The organism is Streptomyces sp. NBC_00239, from assembly GCF_036194065.1.
Classification (GTDB): Bacteria; Actinomycetota; Actinomycetes; order Streptomycetales; family Streptomycetaceae; genus Streptomyces.
Genome location: NZ_CP108095.1, coordinates 1069294 through 1088721, shown reverse-complemented (window position 1 = coordinate 1088721; position 19428 = coordinate 1069294). Strand labels below are relative to the sequence as shown.

The 19428-nt window shown below is 74.3% G+C and carries 11 protein-coding genes and 1 pseudogene; 5 read left to right on the top strand and 7 right to left on the bottom strand.

Features of this window, described 5'->3' with window-relative positions:
* Nucleotides 1–54: 54 nt before the first annotated feature.
* Nucleotides 55–3606 carry a S8 family serine peptidase gene (locus OG764_RS04825; RefSeq protein WP_328967123.1) on the top strand — a complete coding sequence of 1184 codons (3552 nt, stop codon included), beginning with the start codon at nucleotides 55–57 and terminating at the stop codon, nucleotides 3604–3606.
* 68 nt (nucleotides 3607–3674) lie between these two features.
* Here OG764_RS04825 and OG764_RS04820 read toward each other — a convergent pair whose 3' ends face one another.
* Nucleotides 3675–4145, bottom strand: a complete 471-nt coding sequence (locus tag OG764_RS04820; protein WP_328967122.1) for a DUF7144 family membrane protein — start codon at nucleotides 4143–4145, stop codon at nucleotides 3675–3677.
* Nucleotides 4146–4296: 151 nt separating this feature from the next.
* A complete protein-coding gene (locus OG764_RS04815) occupies nucleotides 4297–4701 on the bottom strand; it encodes a DUF5997 family protein (RefSeq protein ID WP_328967121.1) in 405 nt (134 codons plus the stop codon).
* A 58-nt stretch (nucleotides 4702–4759) separates the two neighbouring features.
* On the opposite strand from OG764_RS04815, the gene OG764_RS04810 reads away from it, so the two are divergent.
* Entirely contained in the window at nucleotides 4760–5569 is an 810-nt protein-coding gene (locus OG764_RS04810; RefSeq protein WP_328967120.1) for a LysR family transcriptional regulator substrate-binding protein, read from the top strand.
* 88 nt (nucleotides 5570–5657) lie between these two features.
* On the opposite strand, the gene OG764_RS04805 is transcribed toward OG764_RS04810, so the two are convergent.
* Complete coding sequence (locus OG764_RS04805; RefSeq protein WP_328967119.1) at nucleotides 5658–6569, bottom strand: ion transporter; 912 nt, start codon at nucleotides 6567–6569, stop codon at nucleotides 5658–5660.
* 562 nt (nucleotides 6570–7131) lie between these two features.
* On the opposite strand from OG764_RS04805, the gene OG764_RS04800 reads away from it, so the two are divergent.
* Nucleotides 7132–9198, top strand: coding sequence for a SpoIIE family protein phosphatase (locus OG764_RS04800; RefSeq protein ID WP_328967118.1), 2067 nt, complete (start codon nucleotides 7132–7134; stop codon nucleotides 9196–9198).
* A gap of 112 nt (nucleotides 9199–9310) precedes the next feature.
* Here the strand turns inward: OG764_RS04800 and OG764_RS41690 are convergent, their stop codons facing one another.
* From OG764_RS41690 to OG764_RS04790, 3 genes and pseudogenes are all read right to left on the bottom strand, one after another.
* A complete protein-coding gene (locus OG764_RS41690; RefSeq protein ID WP_443056184.1) occupies nucleotides 9311–10774 on the bottom strand; it encodes an ATP-binding SpoIIE family protein phosphatase in 1464 nt (487 codons plus the stop codon).
* Between the two features lie 801 nt (nucleotides 10775–11575).
* Nucleotides 11576–11851: pseudogene (locus OG764_RS41685) on the bottom strand (histidine kinase); the annotation flags it as partial.
* Nucleotides 11852–12012: 161 nt separating this feature from the next.
* Nucleotides 12013–14079 carry a SpoIIE family protein phosphatase gene (locus OG764_RS04790; RefSeq protein ID WP_328967117.1) on the bottom strand — a complete coding sequence of 689 codons (2067 nt, stop codon included), beginning with the start codon at nucleotides 14077–14079 and terminating at the stop codon, nucleotides 12013–12015.
* 221 nt (nucleotides 14080–14300) lie between these two features.
* On the opposite strand from OG764_RS04790, the gene OG764_RS04785 reads away from it, so the two are divergent.
* Nucleotides 14301–16001, top strand: a complete 1701-nt coding sequence (locus OG764_RS04785) for a peptide-N4-asparagine amidase (protein ID WP_443056183.1) — start codon at nucleotides 14301–14303, stop codon at nucleotides 15999–16001.
* Nucleotides 16002–16092: 91 nt separating this feature from the next.
* On the opposite strand, the gene OG764_RS04780 is transcribed toward OG764_RS04785, so the two are convergent.
* Nucleotides 16093–17499: a Gfo/Idh/MocA family protein gene (locus OG764_RS04780; RefSeq protein ID WP_328967116.1), complete on the bottom strand. Its 1407-nt coding sequence runs from the start codon at nucleotides 17497–17499 to the stop codon at nucleotides 16093–16095.
* 174 nt (nucleotides 17500–17673) lie between these two features.
* Here OG764_RS04780 and OG764_RS04775 point away from each other — a divergent pair, with 174 nt between their 5' ends.
* On the top strand, nucleotides 17674–19398 hold the full coding sequence (locus tag OG764_RS04775; RefSeq protein ID WP_328967115.1) for a serine/threonine-protein kinase: 1725 nt from the start codon (nucleotides 17674–17676) through the stop codon (nucleotides 19396–19398).
* The last annotated feature ends 30 nt before the right edge of the window (nucleotides 19399–19428 follow it).

Genomic DNA, 19428 nt, shown 5'->3' with positions numbered 1-19428 from the left:
ACCCGCATGTGCACCACGCATGTCCTTCCTGCACCAGCAGCACGAGGAGACCACGTGGCACGAGGCAACACACCGTTACGCACGGCGCTCGCCGTCCTGACGAGCGTCCTGCTCTTACCGCTGGGCGCCGGGGTCGCGGCCGCCGCCCCCGAGCCCCCGCCCGGCACCCCGCCGACCGCGGCCGAACTCAAGATCGAATCGAAGCTGCGCGCACAGCTCGACGACGGCAAGGCCGCCTTCTGGGTCTACCTCGACACCGCCGCCGACCTGAGCGCCGCCGCCGGCCGTACCACCCGGGCCGGCAAGGCCGAGGCCGTCTACAAGGCCAAGAAGGACCACGCCGCCCGCACCCAGGCGGGCCTCCTCGCGGCGCTCGACGGCGCCAAGGCCGAATACACCTCGTACTGGATCGTCAACGCCGTACGCGTCGTCGGCAGCGAGAAGCTCGCCGGCACCCTCGCCCAGCGCCCCGAGGTCGCCACCATCGAGGCGGACGAGAAGGTGAGCATCCCCAAGCCCCTGGAGGGCAAGCGGGAGGCCGCCACCGACGCCGTCGAATGGAACATCGACCGCATCAACGCCCCCAAGGTGTGGGAGCAGTTCGGGGTCCGCGGCGAGGGCATCGTCGTCGCGAACATCGACAGCGGCGTCGACCACACCCACCCGGCCGTCGCGGGCCAGTACCGCGGCAAGAAGGCCGACGGGTCGTACGACCACAACTACAACTGGTTCGACCCGGCCGGCATCTGCGCCGGCGCCGCCCCGTGCGACAACAACGACCACGGCACCCACACCATGGGCACGATGGTCGGCGACGACGGCGGCGCCAACAAGATCGGTGTGGCGCCCGGAGCCAAATGGATCGCCGCCAAGGGCTGCGAGACCAACTCCTGCTCCGAGGCCTCCCTGCTGGCGTCCGGCCAGTGGATCCTCGCGCCCACCGACCTCGCCGGCCAGAACCCGCGCCCCGACCTCGCCCCGCACGTCGTGAACAACTCGTGGGGCAGCTCGGCGCACGACGACTGGTACCAGGGCATCGTCGACGCCTGGCGCGCCGCCGGCATCTTCCCGGCCTTCTCCAACGGCAACTCCGGGCCCGGCTGCGCCACCAGCGGCTCCCCGGGCGACTACGCGAGCTCCTACAGCTCCGGCGCCTTCGACATCAACAACACGATCGCGTCGTTCTCCTCGCGCGGCGCCGGCCCGAACGGCACCGTCAAGCCGAACCTCGCCGCACCGGGCGTCAACGTGCGCTCCTCGGTCCCCGGCGGCTACGACTCCTTCTCCGGCACCTCCATGGCCTCGCCGCACACCGCGGCCACCGTCGCCCTGCTCTGGTCCGCCGCGCCCGCCCTCGAAGGCGACGTCGCACAGACCGAAGCCCTGCTCGACGGCACCGCCCTGGACACCGACAACGCCACCTGCGGCGGCAGCGCCGCCGACAACAACGTGTTCGGCGAAGGCCGCCTCGACGCGCTCGCCGCCGTCTCGGCCGCCCCGCGCGGCGCGATCGGAGCCCTGTCCGGCACCGTGAACTCCGGCGGAGCCCCCGTCGCCGGAGCCAAGGTGACCGCCGACGGCCCGATCGACCGTACGACGACCACGGCCGCGGACGGCAGTTACGCCTTCCCCGCGCTGTCCGTCGGTGAATACGCCCTGACGGCCGGCAAGTTCGGGTACGGCCAGGAGGCGGGCACCGCCACCGTCACCGAAGGGGCCACCGCCACCGGGGACTTCACCCTGACGCAGGCGCCCTCCGCCACCCTCACCGGCACCGTCACCTCCGGCTCCGGACCGGCCGCGGGCGCCACCGTCACCGTCGCCGACACCCCCGTCACCGCGACCGCCGACGCCCAGGGACGATTCCAGGTGACCCTGCCGCACGGCGCGTACGAGGTACGGGCGAGCCACCCGTCCCGCTGCGTCACCGCGGGCAGCTCCCGGGTCACCGTCGCCGCCGACACGAGCGTCGCCGTCACCCTGCCCGACCGCACCGACGGCTACGGCTACGCGTGCGCCGCCGGCAGCCGTGCGTACGCGGCCGGCGACCGGCAGCTCGCGCTGGCCGGCGACAACGCCACCGAACGCGTCGAACTGCCCTTCCCCGTCCCGCTGTACGGCAAGACGTACGGCGCCGCCTGGGTCGGCACCAACGGCACCGTCAGCTTCGGCGGCGCCCACACCGCCGACTTCAACGCCGACCTGCCCAGCGCCGCCACCCCGAACGCGGCCCTCTACCCGCTGTGGGACGACCTCGTCGTCGGCGCGGCCGGCACCGGCTCGGGCGTCTTCACGTCCGTCACCGGCACGGCCCCGCACCGCTCGTTCGTCATCGAGTGGCGGCAGGTCGCGCACTGGTCCGCGCAGAACGACAAGTTCTCGTTCTCCGCGGCCATCGGCGAGGACGGCCGGGTCGCCTACCACTACAAGGGCACCACCGGCACCGGACTGAAGGCCGGCTCCAGCGCCACCATCGGCGTCGAGAACGCCACCGGTACGGACGCCTTCCGCTACTCCTTCAACACCCCCGTCCTGACCGACGGCCTGTCCGTCGCCTTCCGCACCACCAAGAGCGGCGTGGTCAACGGGCGCGTCCTCGACGCCAACGACGGCAACGGCGTCGCCGGCGCCACCGTCACCGTCGGCAGCGGCGCCACCGCCGTGACCGCGACGACCGGAGCGGACGGCGGATACGTCGTCCAGAGCCCGGCCGGCGACCTCGCGGTGAGCCTGACCGCGCCCGCCTACCAGGGCGACCAGGGCACCGTGGCGGTGGCGGCGGACGACGTCACCACCGTCACCCGGTCCCTGAAGACCGGCAAGGTCACCGCGGCCAAGTCCGCCGTGGAGATCGTCATGCCGCCGCAGCAGCGGCGCACCCGCTCCCTGGAGCTGACCAACCCGGGCCTCGGCACGTCCTTCACGGTCGCCGAGGACGCGGCGTGGCTGACGGTCACCCCGGGCAGCGGCGACCTGGCCACCGGCGCGAAGGCCGCGCTGTCGCTCGCCGTCGACACGGCCGGGCTGCAGCCGGGCGCGGTGCTGACCGCCGACGTGAAGATCAGCTCGGCGAGCGGCCGGACCCCGGTCCTGACCGTGCCCGTCAAGCTGGTCGTCCCGCGGTACCAGGCGGCGGTCGACGCCGGCTCGGACTACTCCGGCGTGGACACCCTGGGCGACACGTGGTCCCCGGACCGCAAGTACACCCCGGGCTCGTACGGCTACCAGGGCACCTCGGCCGGCAAGTCCACCGGCCACGCCATCGCCGGCACCGAGGAGCAGCGCCTCTACCGCAACGCCCGCGAGGGCATGTACGAGTACCGCTTCGACAACGTACCCAACGGCACGTACACGGTGGAACTCGGCTTCGCCGAGCTGTCGTCCACCCGGCCGAACAAGCGGGTCTTCGACGTCCTCGCCGAGGGCGTCCAGGTCCTGCCCGCCCTCGACATCGCCCTTGAGGCCGGCACGTACACCGCGCTGTCGCGCACCTACACGGTCACCGTCACGGACGGCACGCTCAACGTCCGCTTCGTGGCCCGCAGCGGCTACGGCAAACCGCTCCTGAACGCGCTCCGCGTCACCGAGCGCCCCGACCGGAGCTGACGCGCGCCGGCCGCCCCCGCTCCGCGGCGGGGGCGGCCCGGCCGTCGCACGGGGGAGTGATGTGCCGGCTACGCGGCCCTATCCGCTGTCGAGGTGTCGGTGGACAGCGCCCAGATGACGAACACGGCGATCGCGATGGCGATCAGCGACCACAGCGGCTGGTACGGAAGCCACAGGAAGTGCGCCACCACCGACAGGGACGCGAAGGCGATGCCGGCCCAGCGGCCCCACTCGCTGCCCTTGAGGATGGCCAGACCGGTGATGAGGAGCAGCACCCCGAGCACGAGGTGGATCCAGCCCCACGTGGTCAGGTCGAACTCGAACGTGTAGTCGCCGATGCGCGTGTACACGTCGTCCTTGGCCAGGGCGATGATGCCTTCCAGGATCGTGAAGACGCCGCTGACGGCCAGCATCACGCCCGCGAAGACCGACCCGCCCTCCGCCCACGCGCTGCCCACGCCGCCGGTCTTCCCGGCCGGCCTCGCGCCGGTCCGCCCCGGAGTGCCCGGCGTGGGCGTACTGCCAGGAGTGCTCGTCATCGCGCCACCGTCCTCGTCTCTCGGGGTGCGCGCGTTCACCCGGGTGTACGCACGCCCAACCGGGTTCGAGCATGGACCGCCCACGTCCGGGGGGCGCGCCACGGACGGCCGAACGGGTGAACGGCCGCCGCGGAGCGCGGCCCGGGAGGGGTCAGGAGCCCTGGGTGCGGTCCTGCTCGGCGCGCTCCGCGTTCCGCTCCTTGATCCGCACGGCTTCCTTGCGGACCTCGGCCTGGGTGGCGCGTTCCTTCTGCAGCCACTCCGGAAGGTCCTTCTTGAGGGCCTCGATCTGCTCGGTGGTCAGCGGCTCGGTGATACCGCCGCGGGCCAGGCCGGCGATGGAGACGCCGAGCTTCGCCGCGACCACGGGCCGGGGGTGCGGGCCGGTGCGTCGCAGTTCCACCAGCCACTCGGGCGGATCGGCCTGCAGGGTGTTGAGCTCGCTGCGCGAGACGACACCCTCCTGGAACTCGGCAGGGGTGGCTTCGAGGTACACACCCAGCTTCTTCGCCGCGGTTGCGGGCTTCATCGTCTGGGCGGTCTGGTGCGACTTCATGGGTTCAAGAGTATCGAGCGTGTGCGCTACCTCTGACCACGACCGGTAATCTGGGCGGGTGACAGGCTCGGAAGCACCCTCTTCGTTCAGGCTCGCGTACGTCCCGGGAGTGACGCCCACCAAGTGGGTGCGTGTGTGGAACGAGCGACTCCCCGACGTCCCCCTGACCCTCGTCCCCGTAGCGGCGGCCGAGGCGCCCGGCATGCTCCGGGACGGCGGCGCGGACGCGGGGCTGCTGCGCCTGCCCGTCGACCGCACCGAACTCAGCGCGATCCCCCTCTACACCGAGACCACCGTGGTCGTGGTCCCCAAGGACCACCTGGTGGCCGCGGTGGAGGAGGTGTCCCTCGAAGAACTGGCCGACGAGATCCTGTTCCACCCGCTGGACGACACCCTGGACTGGGAGCAGCCGCCGGGCCGCCCCGCCTTCGAGCGCCCCGAGACGACCGCGGACGCGATCGAGCTGGTCGCGGCGGGCGTGGGACTGCTCGTCGTCCCGCAGTCGCTGGCCCGTCTGCACCACCGCAAGGACCTCACCTACCGCACGGTCACCGGCGCTCCCGAGTCGCGCGTCGCGCTGTCGTGGCCGGAGGAGGACGAAGCGCCCGACCTGGTGGAGGAATTCATCGGGATCGTCCGCGGCCGGACCGTCAACAGCTCGCGCGGCCGCCGGGGCCAGGCCGCGGCCGCCCCGGCGGAACGCAAGGCGGCCAAGGGCGCGGCGGGCGGCAAGGCCGGAGCGAAGCCGTCCGGGAAGACGGCCGGCCGGTCCACGGGCAAGCCGGGCGCCAGGAACCCGCGCGGCGGATCCGGCGGCCCCAAGGGCACCAAGGGCGTGAAGCGCGGCAAGCCCCGCGGCAGCCGATAGCCGATAGCCGAAAGCGGTGGCCGCCGACCGGTGGGGGACGGCCGCCGGACGGTGGCACCCGGGGCCCGCATCCGGTGATCCCCCTCGGTCAGGGGCGGCCCGACGGCTCCAGGGTGCGGTCCGCCCCGCGGGCGCCGATCGCGGCGGGCACGCTCCGCAGCCCCGCTTCCAGCTCGTCCAGCGCCTCGCGGGCCGAGACGATCCGCAGCCGGACCTCCGCCAGCACGTCGTCGGCCTCCGCCATCTTGCGCTGGGCCTCCGCCTCCTTCTCCTTCTCGCGGGCCTCGTCGAGCGAGGTGAGGACCACCCCGATGAGTACGTTGACCAGCACGAACGAGGCGAGCAGCACGTACGTGGCGTAGTAGAGGATCGTGAAGCGGGAGATCGCCAGGCCGGCGTGCACGGCGTCGCCGAAGCCGTCCAGGGTGGTCAGCAGGAACAGCGTCAGGGCCGCCCGCCCCACCGACCCGTAGTGCTGCGGGTCCGAGTCGGAGAAGCAGAGCCAGCCGACCATGGCGTACACGTACAGCACGAGCGCGCCGACGAACAGGAAGCTGACCGTGCCCGGCAGGCTGCGGCCCACGGCGATCAGCAGGACCCGCAACTGCGGCAGGAAGCGGGCGCTGCGCAGCACCCGGGCCAGCCTCAGCAGGCGCAGCACCGTCGCGTTGTCCTGGAAGAACGGCACGAAGGCGGAGGTCACGACCGCGAGGTCGAACAGGTTCCACGGGTCGCGGAAAAAAGCTTTCGGCCGATCGGCGTGGGCCCCGACGCGCAGCAGCATCTCCAGGGAGAACAGCACCAGGCAGCTCCGGTCGGCGGCCTGCAGGGCCTGCCGGTAGTCGCCGGCCAGCCCGCTGTACGTCTCCGCGCCCTGCAACGCGGCGTTGAAGAGGATCACCGCGAAGACGAGCACCGCGAACGCGGGATCCTCGGTGACGGCACGGCAGCGCACCGCCAGCTGCCTGCGGGCGCGGCCGGGCGGGGTGGGGTCCATCATCGGGGCTCCTTGATGTCGGGACCGGGGTTCGGGGCGCGGCGAAGACCCGGCAGCGGGTCAACTCCGGGACGGGACAGGGCGGATCGGGCGTCAGCCGTGGGGATCATGGCAGGGCGGCCGGCCGCCGCCCGACCCCGCTCACCCGCCCGAGGGACACGCGCCCGGTACGGCCATCCCATCGGGGGACGCCCGCATGCGCCGCGGCACGCCCCGGGCACCCCCCAGCCCCGCCGGCTGCCCGAGCCGTAACCTCCAGCCTGGCTGGGCGGCACCATCCAGCCTCGCCGGCGTTTGAGGAGCGGGTCCGGGCGGAGCCCGGTGCCCGGCGCCAGCCGGGTTGCAGTCTTGGGGCTCCGCCCCAAACCCCGCGCCTCAAACGCCGGCGAGGCTGGAGGTTGCGCCCCAGGGCGCCGGCGAGGCCGGGGGTTGTGCCCAGGGCGCCGGCGAGGCTGGTGTGGGAGACGGGAGGTCACGGCCCGGCAGGGTGACGCAGCGCCCCGTTTCGGCGCCTCGGTTAGGGTGATTCGATAGGAAAGGCGCCCTTCGGCGTTAGGTAGTTGCCTTGGACACGTACCGGTCGACGAGCGAGGTTCCGGAGCAGCCGACGGCCGCTGTCGGATACGCCGGTGTGCTCCGGGAGCTGCTGCCCATCGCGCTCTGGCGCGAGGATTCCGACGGGCACGTCGTGGAATGGTCGCTCGCCGCCCAGGACCTCCTCGGCTACCGCCCCGAGGAACTGATCGGCCGCCCCGCCTCCCCCGCCCTGGTCCCCGACGCCAACAAGGCGCTCGCCGACCAGCTGACCCGCCGGGTACAGGCGGGCGAGACCGTCGTCGGGACCCTGCCGGTGCGCCACCGCGACGGCCACCAGGTCACCATGGAGATGTGGATCGTCCCCGCGACCGACCCAAAGGGCCGGCCCGGCGCCCTCCTCATCGCCGTGGAGACCTCCGAGGTCCTGCACATGCGCGACTCGCTGGCCGCGCTCCAGAGCCTGTTCACCCAGTCGCCCATCGGCCTCGCCACCCTCGGCCCCGACCTGCGCTTCCTCCGCGTCAACGACGCCCTGGCCCGCATGAACGGGGTATCGGCGGCCGAACACATCGGCCGCCGCCTCACCGAGGTGGTGCCCGGCGTCAACGCCGCCGCCCTCGAAGCGACCATGCAACAGGCCCTCGACCGCGGCTCGGCCGTCGTCGACGCCCGCCGCACCGGCCGCACCCCCGCCGACCCCGACCACGACCGGACCTGGTCCTGCTCGTACGCCCCGCTGCTCGACGGCTCCGGCCGCCGGCTCGGCCTGATCGCCTCGATCATCGATATCACCGACGGGCAGCGGGCCCAGGTCGAGGCGGAACGGGCCCGCGCCCGGTTCGCGCTGCTCGCCGAGGCCGGCACCCGCATCGGCACCACCCTCGACCTGCGGCAGACCGCCGAGGAACTCGTCCAGGTGCTCGTACCGCAGCTCGCCGACTCCGCCGACGTCCAGATCCTGGAATCCGTACTGGAACCCGACGAGGCCGGCGCGTCCACCCAGGGCCTGCTGCGCAGGCTGGCCGCCGTCTTCCCCGACCCCACCGCGCCCACCGCGAAACTCGCGCCCGGCCAGACGTTCCAGATCCCGCCCGGCTCGGTCTACGAGCGGATCATCGCCGACGGGCGGCCCGTCAACCTCTACCAGTCCGACGTGCCGGCCCTCATCAAGGACCCGCGCGCGGACGCCCTGCGCAGCTACCTCGCCACCCACATCGGCTCGGCCCGCCTGATCCCGCTGGCCGCCCGCGGCAAGGTGCTCGGCGCGGTCGCCGTCACCCGGCTGCGCGAGCGCGAGCCCTTCGACGAACAGGACTGCGTCCTCCTCGACGAGGTGGTGGCGCGCGCCGCCCTCAACATCGACAACGCCCGCATGTACACCGGTCAGCGGGCCGCCGCCCTCACCCTCCAGCGCAGCCTGGCCAACCACGCCCTGCCCGAGGTCGAGGGCCTCGAACTCACCGGGCGCTACCTTCCCGCCAGCGACCACGACGTCGGCGGCGACTGGTACGACGTCATCGCCCTGCCCGGCGGGCGGACCGGGCTGGTCATAGGGGACGTCATGGGCCACGGCATCCACGCCGCCGCCGTCATGGGCCAGCTGCGCACCGCGGTCCGCACCCTCGCCCGCCACGACATCCCGCCCGCCCACATGCTCCGCTCGCTGGACGCGGTCGTCGCCGACCTCGGCGAGGACGAGATGGCCACCTGCGTGTACGCCGTCCACGACCCGGGGGCCGGCGGCTGCGTCATCGCCCGCGCCGGACACCCGCCGCCCGCCGTCGCCGACGCGGCCGGGCGGGTCACCTTCCTCGACGGCCCGCCCGGCACCCCGCTCGGCACCGGCGGCCAGGACTTCCGCACCGAGTGGGTGCCGCTGCCCGCGGGCAGCCTGCTGGTGCTCTACACCGACGGACTCATCGAGGCCCGCGACCGGGACCTCGACGAAGGCATGCGGCAGCTGGGCCTGGCCCTGCCGCCGCTCGGCAGACCGCTGGGCGCGCTCGCCGACGGCATCCTGGAACGGCTCCTGCCGTGCGCACCGCAGGACGACGTGGCCGTCCTGCTCGCCAGGACCCGCCCGCCCCGGCCCTGACCGCGGCCGTCGCCCCGCCCGCCGCGGCCCGGACGCTACGCTCGCCCGTCAGGGCCGCGACCCGCCCCGGCAGGCCCGTACACACGGACGTACCGCTCCGGGCCGGACGCCGTCACCAGGCCAGGTCCTCGAAGGCGTCCAGGTCCGGCATCGCGTCCTCGGCCGGCGGCTGCCCGTCCGGGGTCAGCGGCAGCTCGGCCCAGATGACCTTGCCGCGCTCCGTGTACCGGGTGCCCCACCGGTCCGCGAACTGCGCCACCAGGAACAGGCCGCGCCCGCCCTCGTCGGTGGTGGCCGCGTACCGCAGGTGCGGGGACGTACTGCTGCCGTCCGACACCTCGCAGATCAGACCGCGGTCGCGCATCAGCCGGACCCGGATCGGCTCCGCCCCGTAGCGGATCGCATTGGTGACGAGCTCGCTCAGCACCAGCTCGATGTTGAAGGCGATCCCGTCGAGGTCCCACGCGGCGAGCTGCGCCGTGCTGGCACCCCGGACCCGGGAGACGGCGGCCGGGTCGGCGGGCACTTCGAACTCGGCGATCCGGTCGGCCGGCAGCCGCCGGGTCTCCGCGACCAGCAGCGCGATGTCGTCCCCGGGCGCCGGCAGCAGCACCGCCGCCAGCACGTCCGCGCAGGTCTGCTCCGGAGTCCGGCCCGGCCGCTCCAGCGCCTCCCGCAGCAGATCCAGACCGGTGTCGAAGGGCCGGCCGCGGTCCTCCAGCAGCCCGTCCGTGAACATCACCAGCCGGCTGCCCGCAGGCAGCTCCAGCACCGTCGACTCGAACGGGATCCCGCCCACGCCCACCCCCAGCGGGAGTCCCGCCGGGAGCTCCGGGAACTCCACCCGTCCGTCCGGGGTCACCAGCGCCGGCCCCGGATGCCCGGCACTGGCGACCGCACAGCGCCCGGCCGCCGGGTCGTAGATCGCGTACAGGCAGGTGGCGCCCGTGATGCCGGTCCGGTCGCCGCCGCCCTCCGCCGTGTTCTCCTGGTCGATCCGGTCGATCAGCTCGTCCAAGTGCCCCAGCAGCTCCTCCGGCGGCAGGTCCAGGGTCGAGAAGTTGTGCACCGCGGTCCGCAGCCGGCCCATCGTCGCCGCCGCGTGCAGGCCGTGCCCCACCACGTCGCCGACGACCAGCGCCACCCGGGCCCCCGGCAGCGGGATCACGTCGAACCAGTCCCCGCCCACCCCCGGCTTCGCGGGCAGGTACCGGTACGCGACCTCCACCGCGCTCAGATCCGGCAGCACCCGCGGCAGCAGGCTGCGCTGCAGCGTCACCGCCATCGCGTGCTCGCGCGTGAACCGGCGCGCGTTGTCGATCGAGACCGCCGCCCGCGCCGCCAGCTCCTCCGCGAACGACAGGTCCTCCTCCCCGAACGGCTGCGCGGTGTCCGCCCGCCAGAAGTTCGCCATGCCCAGCACCACACCGCGGGCCTGCAGCGGCGCCGAGATCAGCGAGTGCAGGCCGTAGTGCAGCGCCTCGGCCGCCCCCACCGGGTCCTGCACCCGCCAGCCGGCCGCCGCCGTCAGATCCGCCTCCAGCACCGCGTGCCCGGCCTCCAGCGCCGCTGCCATCGGCGTGTCCGGGACGACGAACCGGATCAGGTCCCCGACCGGCTGCAGCGGATGCTCGGCGCGGGTGCCGGTCAGCGCCGCCCGCCGCATCTCCGTGTGCACACCGCCCGCCGGCTCCTCACCGCGCAGCACCGGCTCCAGCAGCTCCACCGAGACGAAGTCCGCGAAGCGCGGCACCGCCACCTCCGACAGCTCCTCGGCGGTGCGCCCCACGTCCAGCGTGGTGCCGATCCGCCCGCTCGCGTCGTACAGCAGCTCCAGCCGGCCGCGCGACACCTCCGCACGGCCCGCGAGCGCCGCGAGCTCGGTGGTGTCCCGCAGCGTCATGACGCTCCCCGAGGCCCGGCCGCGCGACGGCGTGGTGGGGCGCACGTTGACCGCGAGCAGCCGGTCGCCCGCCAGGTGCACCTCGTCCGTCGCCACCCGCCCGGAGGCCAGCAGTTCGGCGGTCCGCGGGTCCAGCCCCAGCTCCGTGACGTGCCGCTGCTCCGCGTCGGGAGGCAGGTCCAGCAGCCGCCGCGCCTCGTCGTTGGCCAGCAGCAGCCGCCGGTCCGCGCCGATGATCAGGACGCCCTCGCGGACCGCGTGCAGCACCGCCTCATGGTGCTCGTTCATCCGGGCCATGGTGGCGGCGTCCAGGCCGCGGGTCTGGCGCCTCAGCCGACGGCTGATCAGCGCCGCGCCGCCGGTGGCGAGCAGCAGGGCGCCGGCGGCCGCACCGAGCAGCAGCGGCAGCCGGCCCTCGACCGCGTCGCCGACGTTGCCGACCTCGATGCCGGTGCCGACCAGGCCGATCACCGCGCCGTTCGCGTCCCGTACCGGCACCACCGCGCGGACCGCGTCGCTCGGATCCCCGGTGAACACCTCGGTGAAGGAGTCGCCGGCCGCGGCCCGCGCGAGGTCGCCGGTGGCGCGCACGCCGATCAGCTCGGGCCGGGAATCGGTGTAGCGGACCCCGTCGGTCGTCATCACGGAGATGAAGTCGAGCCCGGAGGCGCGGCGGGCCGCCTCGGCCCGCGGTTGCAGGACGGCCGTCGGATCGGGCGAGCGCAGCGCCTGCGCGATGCCGGGGGCGTGCGCGAAGGCCTCCGCGGCGGCGAGCGACCGGTTGCGCGCGTCGCGCTCGCTGTCGCCGCGGGCCTGGAGTACGAGGGCCAGCGCGGCGGCCGCGACCAGCATGATCACGATGATCGCCTGGAGGGCGAACACCTGGCCGGCGACACTGCGCGCCCGGGGGCTCACGGCAGGCTCCGGGCCACGAGCAGGGCGACGTCGTCGGGGTCGCCGGGATGGCGCAGCGCGTGCAGCAGCCGGTCGCAGGTCTCCTCCAGCGGCCGCCGCGGATCGTCGAGCAGCGACAGCAGGACGTCCAGCCGCTCGTCGATGGGGTCGTTGCGGGTCTCGACCAGCCCGTCCGTGTACAGGACCAGCTGGTCGCCGGGGCCGAAGGCGATCTCGATGGCCTCGAACGGGACCCCGCCGACGCCCAGCGGCGCGCCCGTGGGCAGCTCGACCAGTTCGGTGCGCCCGTCGGCGCGCAGCACGGCGGGCGGCAGGTGCCCGGCGTTGGCCAGGCGGCAGCGGGCGTGGTGCGGGTCGTAGACCGCGTACAGGCAGGTGGCGATGTAGTGCTCCAGCCCGGAGGTGATCTTGTCGAGGTGCCGGAGCACCTCGGCCGGATCGAGGTCGAGGTCGGCGAAGGCGCAGGTCGCGGTGCGCAGCCGGCCCATGGTGGCGGCCGCGTCGATGCCGCTGCCCATCACGTCGCCCACCACCAGCGCGGTCTTGTCGCCGACCAGCGGGATCACGTCGTACCAGTCGCCGCCGACCTCGCTGGACGCCTGCGCCGGCTGGTAGCGGGAGGCCACCTCCAAGCCGACGGGCTGCGTGGGCGCGCCGGGCAGCAGGCTGCGCTGGAGCGTCACCACGTCGTTGCGGGCGCTCTGGTACCAGCGGGCGTTGTCGATGGCGACCGCGGCCCGCGCGGCCAGCTCGACGGCGAGCACCACGTCGTCCGCGTCGAAGGGCACCGGGTTGGCGTACCGCTTGAGGTCGAGGCCGCCCAGCACCTCGCCGCGCGCGATCAGCGGCACCGCGAGGTACGAGTGCACGCCCGCGCGGGCCAGCATCCGGGCGGCCTCCGCGCTGCGCGCGATCCGGGTCAGGTCCGCCGGGCCGACCTCCGCGACGAGCACCGGCTTCCCGGTGTCCACCGACCGGGTGACCAGCCGGTCGGCCCCGTACACGGCCATGTCGCCGACCGGGTCGGCGGCTGCCAGCGCCTCGGTGGGGGAGCGGGCCTGCACGGCCAGCGCCCGGAAGCGGCGGCGCCCGCCGTCGGCGGTTCCGGGGCTGCGGAAGGACAGCACCGAGTCCAGCACGTCCACCGCCGCGATGTCGGCCAGCTCAGGCACCGCGACCTCGGCGAGTTCCCGGGCGGTCTGGTCCACGTCCAAGGTGGTGCCGATCCGGGCCGAGGCCTCGGCGATCAGGGCCAGCCGGCGGCGGCTCCGGTCGGCCTCGGTGGCCGCCGTGTGGCGTTCGGTGACGTCGACGATGGAGGCGGCCACCCCGAGCACCCGCTGCCGGGGCCCTTCCAACCGGAAGAACGACACCGACCAGGCGTGTTCCACCTCCGGGTCGGCGGGGGTGCGCCCGATCGCGTACTGGTCGAGCAGCGGCACGCCGGTCTCCAGGACCTCGTGCAGCGCCGCCTCCAGGGCGTCGGTGTCCAGGGACGGCAGCGTGTCGTGGACGAGGCGCCCGATGTGATCGGCGGCCGGCAGCCCGTTGATGCGCTCCAGCGCCGGATTGACCAGCACGTACCGCAGCTCGGTGTCGAGGACGGCCAGGCCGATGGGGGACTGCGAGACCAGCCGCTCGGACAGCGCCAGATCTGTCTCGACGCGCTGGACCGCGGAGTGGTCGGCGGCGATCCCGAGCGCGTAGACGTCGCCGAACGTGTCCAGCAGCCGCATGTTCCGGAACTCCACCAGCCGGGTGCTGCCGTCCTTGTGGCGGACCGGGAACGCCCCCGACCAGCTGTCGCCGGTGCTCAGGACGTCCGCGAAGAGCCGGATCACCAGGTCCCGATGCTCCGGATGGGTCAGGAGCGGGGCCGCGAGCCGTCCCAGCGCCTCGGCGGCGCGGTACCCGAACAGGTCGTCGGCCTGGGGGCTCCAGAACACGATCCGGCCCTCGGCGTCCACGACGACGGCCGCGATGCCGAGTACGTCCAGCAGCCCCCACGGGGGCGTGGGCGCGCCCGTTCCGCCCTCCTCCGCCCGGAAGGATTCGGCTGTCACCCGTCACTCCCTCCGTCGCCGGAACGCCGCGCAGCGTGCCCTGGCAGGCGCCGCCCCGGCCGGACCGCCTCGTGCCTCCCTGTGCTCCTTCCATGCTGCCCCCGCCCCACCCCCCACCGCAGCCCGTGGGGACAGGGCGGGATCCGGCCATGGCCGGGCGGGCCGCCCTGGTGCCGGCGGGCGGCGGGGCGCTTCACTGCGGGCCCATGAGACGACAGAAGATCACCAGGCGGCGGATCGCGGGCGTGCTCGCCGGGCTGGCGCTCGTGGCGGGCGCGCTCACCGGGGCCGGCCCGGCCGCCGCGGCGACCGCCCCCGCGGCCACCGCCGGAGCCACCCCCGCGGACGAGGCCGGAGCCACCCCCGCGGCCACCGCCGGAGCCGATGCCGGGGCCGCCGCGCCGGCCGTCGCCGCCGACACCCCGCCCGCCGAGTTCGGCAGCGACTGGCACGACCCGCTGACCGCAGCGCCACCCGTCACCAGACCCGCCACCCGCTCCTGCGAACTCACCCTCGCGGCCGCGCAGTTCCGGGACTTCACCCCGTACCGCGGCAGCTACGCCCCGCCCCGGGACTGCGGCACGGCGTGGAGCAAGGTCGTGCTCCGCCTCGACGGCAACGTCAAGGGCCGCCAGTACGACCGCCTCGGCCACCTCTCCGTCGGCGGCGTCGAGATCCTGCGCACCTCCACCCCGCAGCCCTCGCCCGACGGCATCACGTGGTCGGTGGAGAAGGACGTCACCCGCTACCGCGAAACCCTCAGCCGCCCCCAGCCCGTCGAGATGCTCATCGGGAACGTCGTCAACGACACCTACACCGGGGTCATCGACGTCCGCGTCAGCCTCACCTTCTACACCGCGCAGGGCCGCACCAAGGCGGCGGCCACCCCCGACCGCGTGCTGCCGCTGGGCGCCGGGGCCCTCACCACCCCGCGCAACACCGAACGCGTCCTCGCCGAGGTGTACGCCACCGGCTCCGGCGGCGGCTGCGAGGAGTACTGGTACATGAGCACCCCCGACGCCGCCCCCTACTCCTGCAAGGCGACCGGCGGCCCCCACCGCGAGGTGCAGATCGCCGTGGACGGACGGCTCGCCGGCATCGCCGCGCCCTTCCCGACCGTCTGGACCGGCGGCTGGTCGAACCCGTTCCTCTGGTACGTGACCCCCGGCCCGCGCGCCTTCGACGTGGAGCCCGTCGTCTACGACCTCACCCCGTTCGCCGCGCTCCTCAACGACGGCCGCCCGCACCGCATCGAGGTCTCGGTCGCCGGAGTGCCCGCCGGACAGGCCGGCTGGAGCACCCCCGGCAGCCTGCTGCTGTGGCAGGACGCCGGCCGCGCCGTCGTCACCGGCGCCCTCACCCGCCACGAACAGAGCGATCCGGCCAACTCCTCCGTCTACACGGCAGGCACCGAACACCGCGTGGACACGAAGGCGGGCCACCGCCTCACCGTCGCCGGCTACCTCGACACCTCGCACGGGCGGGTCACCACCACCGTCACCCGTACGCTGGCCCACACCTCCCGGCACCGCTGGACCGACGGCGAGAACCTCGACGCCCTCACCGCCTCCTGGACCGACGACGAGAGCGCCACCGTTGGCCGCACCACCACCCGCACCCGCCGCACCTACACCATGGACGGCGAGACCACCCTCGGCGCCGACGCCCGGCTGCGGACCGTCCTCGCGCTCGGCGACCGCGCCGACACCGCCACCGAGCGCCCCGGGCACCGCACCGCGTGGACCCGGCGCGACCACCGGTACGCGGGCGACGCCACGTACACGACCGGGGTGCCGCGCGACCAGCGGCACGCCGTCGGCACCACCACCGAGCGGTACCGGGCGTACGGCCCGGCGGGATGCCACGACCGGACCGTGAGCACCGCCCAGGGCACGGTCACCGAGGACCGCCGCCGCTGCTGACGACGGGCCGCACGGCCCGTGACGGCACGCCTCCCGGCCTCGCCGACGCCCGGGCGGCACGTCCCGCCCGGCCGGCGAGGCCGGGAGCCGGTCAGGCGGGCTTCGGGGAGTCCATGCCCGGCCGGGCCCGGCGCCACTCGCCCCGCGTGAAGTCCGGGATCTGCTGCGGGACGCCCTGCGCCCTGATCGACGCGTGGCTCAGCGGCACCGGCGCCGACCAGGTCGCCCCGTCGTACACGTCGAAGTCCGGCACCAGACCCAGCCGCATGCACTGCACCAGCCGGTACAGCATCATGTAGTCCATGCCGCCGTGCCCGCCCGGCGGGTTCGCGTGCTCCTTCCAGAGCCAGTGGTCGTACTGCTTCGCGTACGCGCCGAAGTCCCCCCACTGCTCGTCCTCGTGGTCGGGCTCCAGGTAGATCCGCGCCGGATAGTCCTCGAACACCCCCCGCGTGCCGCCGAGGCTGTTGACCCTGCTGTACGGGTGCGGGGTCGACACGTCGTGCTCCAGCCGGATCACCCGGCCCTTCGCCGTCTGCACCACGCTGATCGTGCGGTCGCTGCCCACGTACGTCTCCTGCCGGCTGGGGTCCCCCGGCGGGGTGTGGGCGGCCCGGTACTCGGCGAGCCCCCGGGCGGGCGTCCCGAAACTGCTGATGGACACGGCCCGGTCGCCGCGGTTGAGGTCCAGGTAGCCGGCGACGGGACCGAGCCCGTGCGTCGGGTACACGTCACCGCGCAGCCGCGTGTGCCACTGCCGCCGCCACGGGCCCTCGTAGTACGTCGGCGAGAACATGAGGGCGCGCAGGTCGTGGTGGTAGGCGCCCGCCGCGTGCAGCAGCTCGCCGAACCTCCCCGCGCGCGCCATCCGCAGCACCCGCAGCTCGTTGCGCCCGTAGCAGCAGTTCTCCAGCTGCATGCAGTGCCGGCGGGTCCGCTCCGACAGGTCCACCAGCTGCCACAGCTCGTCGATCCGCATGGCGAGCGGACACTCGACCCCGACGTGCTTGCCGTTCAGCAGGGCCGCCCTGGCGATCGCGAAGTGGGACTCCCACGGGGTCGCCACGTACACGAGGTCGACGTCGCCGCGCGCGCACAGGTTCTCGTAGTCGTCCTCGCCGTTCGCGTACACGGCCGGCGCCGGCCGGCCCGCCTTCACCACCTTGCGGACGGCCTTCTCTGCCTTGCCGCGCACCGGGTCGCACACGGCGACGATCCGCACCCCGGGCAGGACCAGGAAGAGATCGGTCATGACGGCGCCGCGGTTGCCGAGGCCCACGACGGCGACCCGCACCCTGCCGCGCCGGGTGAAGGGCACCCCGGCCATCGTCGTGCGCCGCACCGCGGGCGCGGGGGCCGCTTCCCCGGCCCGGTCCGCCGCCGCGGCCGGAACGCTCCCCGGGGCTCCGAGCCCGAGCCCCGCGGTGCCCGCCGCCGCGGCCGTCGTCCGCAGCACGGCCCGCCGGCTCGGCCCGCTGTCCAAGGCTTCCTCGTTCATCGAACCTCCAGTCGCTGCCCGCACGGCCGGCCCGCATCGCACTCCGGGACCCGCCGCGGGTCCTGTGGACTACAAGGGCGTCCGCCGGCCGGCCGACGGCCCGCGGCACGCTCGCAACCGGGTGTGGTCCACCCGGCTGGAGCAGCCGATCCTCGCCTCATACGATGGCCAGCCATGAACACGAGTGAGGCCGGCAGACAGCTGGTCGACGGACGTTTCGAACTGATCGCGCCGCTGGGCAGTGGCGGCATGGGGACGGTGTGGCGGGCCCGCGACATCGCCCTGCACCGCGAAGTCGCCCTCAAGGAGGTCCGGCCGCCCGACCCGGCGGTCGCCGCGGCCCGGCCCGACCTCGCCGCCCAGCTGCGCGAACGCGCGGTCCGGGAGGCCCGGGCGCTGGCCCGGCTCTCCCACCCCCACGTGGTGACCATCCATCACATCGTCGACCCCGCCGACGGCTCGCACCCGTGGATCGTGATGGAACTCGTCAAGGGCGGGTCCCTCTACGACCGCCTGACCCAGGGGCCGCTCCCCGTCACCGAAGTGCGCCGGCTCGGCCTGGAAGTGCTCTCCGCGCTGCGCGCCGCCCACGCGCAGGGCGTGCAGCACCGCGACGTGAAACCGGCCAACGTGCTGCTGCGCGCCGACGGCAGCGCCGTCCTCACGGACTTCGGCATCGCGGCCCTGCGCGAGTCGACCAGCCTCACCGCCACCGGCGACCTCATCGGCTCGCCCGAGTACATCGCACCCGAACGCGTCCGCGGCGAAGAGGGCAACCCGGCCTCCGACCTCTGGTCGCTCGCGATGATGCTGTACGTGGCCGCCGAGGGCACCCACCCGCTGCGCCGGGCCACCAGCCTGGCCACCGTGGTCGCCGTGCTCGACGAGCCGATCCCGTACCCGGTCCGGTCCGGGGCGCTGGCACCCGTCCTGAGCCAGGTGCTGGTGCGGGACCCCGCCGCCCGGCCCGACGGCGAGCAGCTGGAACGGCTCCTGCGGGCCGCGGACCCGCACGCCGCGCCCTCCCCGGCCCCCGCCGCTCCGGGTCACTCGGGTGCGACCCCCGCCTACCCCGGTGCGTACGCGCCCGCCGCGCCGGTCATGCCCGCCGGCCCGCCGCCCGGGCCCGGCCACTTCGGCCCGCCGGCCACCGTCCACAGCCTCTCGGGGACCACCGTCCTCGGCTCCTCCGGGGCGCCCGCACGGCCGCGCCGACCCCGCAGCGCCGCACTGACCGGGCTGCTGGTCGCCGCCGCGCTCACGGCATCCGTCATCGGGCTGGTCAAGTGGCTCCCCGACGGATCGGGTTCGGACGGCCGGGCCAAGGGCGGCGAGACGACCGCCGGCTCGACGCCCTCCCACTCGGCCCGGCCGGCCGTCGGCGGCCCGGGCGCCGCGACCCGCACCCCGAGCCGCCCGGCGACCGCCGGCACCGGTCGGGAGGCGCCCGGCGGCACGCTGCTCGACCCCGCGGCCATCCGTACCGTGGTCGAGGCCTTCCGCAAGGAGAGCGGCAGCACCGCGTTCGTGGAGATGAACATCTACGAGGAGTACGTGCTCGCCTCGATCCCGACCAAGCCCGGCGCCACGACGTACGACGAGTGGCAGTACCGCGACGGCACCGCCCGCCGGACCGGACCGGGCAGGGAGATCGACACCGAGCACGCGCTGATCGACATGACCAAGGTGAACTGGGACGCCCTGCCCGCCCTGTTGGAGCGCGCCAAGAAGGAGCTCCGCGTGGACAAGCCCGTCTCGACGTACGTCATCGTCGAGCCGTGGGTGTTCGACGACACGCACTCCTCCTCGATGCGCCCCTACCTCAGCGACGCGTACGGGCGGGGCGGGTACGTGTACGCGGGGACCGACGGCAAGGTGCGGAAGGTGTACCGCTTCTGACGCTTCGTCGTGCGGGCTGCTACGTTCGAT

Coding starts and splice junctions, on each gene's coding strand:
- OG764_RS04775 (WP_328967115.1), top strand. CDS start 17,674: ATGAACACGAGTGAGGCCGGCAGACAGCTGGTCGACGGACGTTTCGAA.
- OG764_RS04780 (WP_328967116.1), bottom strand. CDS start 17,499: ATGAACGAGGAAGCCTTGGACAGCGGGCCGAGCCGGCGGGCCGTGCTG.
- OG764_RS04815 (WP_328967121.1), bottom strand. CDS start 4,701: ATGAAGTCGCACCAGACCGCCCAGACGATGAAGCCCGCAACCGCGGCG.
- OG764_RS04805 (WP_328967119.1), bottom strand. CDS start 6,569: ATGATGGACCCCACCCCGCCCGGCCGCGCCCGCAGGCAGCTGGCGGTG.
- OG764_RS04820 (WP_328967122.1), bottom strand. CDS start 4,145: ATGACGAGCACTCCTGGCAGTACGCCCACGCCGGGCACTCCGGGGCGG.
- OG764_RS41690 (WP_443056184.1), bottom strand. CDS start 10,774: ATGGCAGCGGCGCTGGAGGCCGGGCACGCGGTGCTGGAGGCGGATCTG.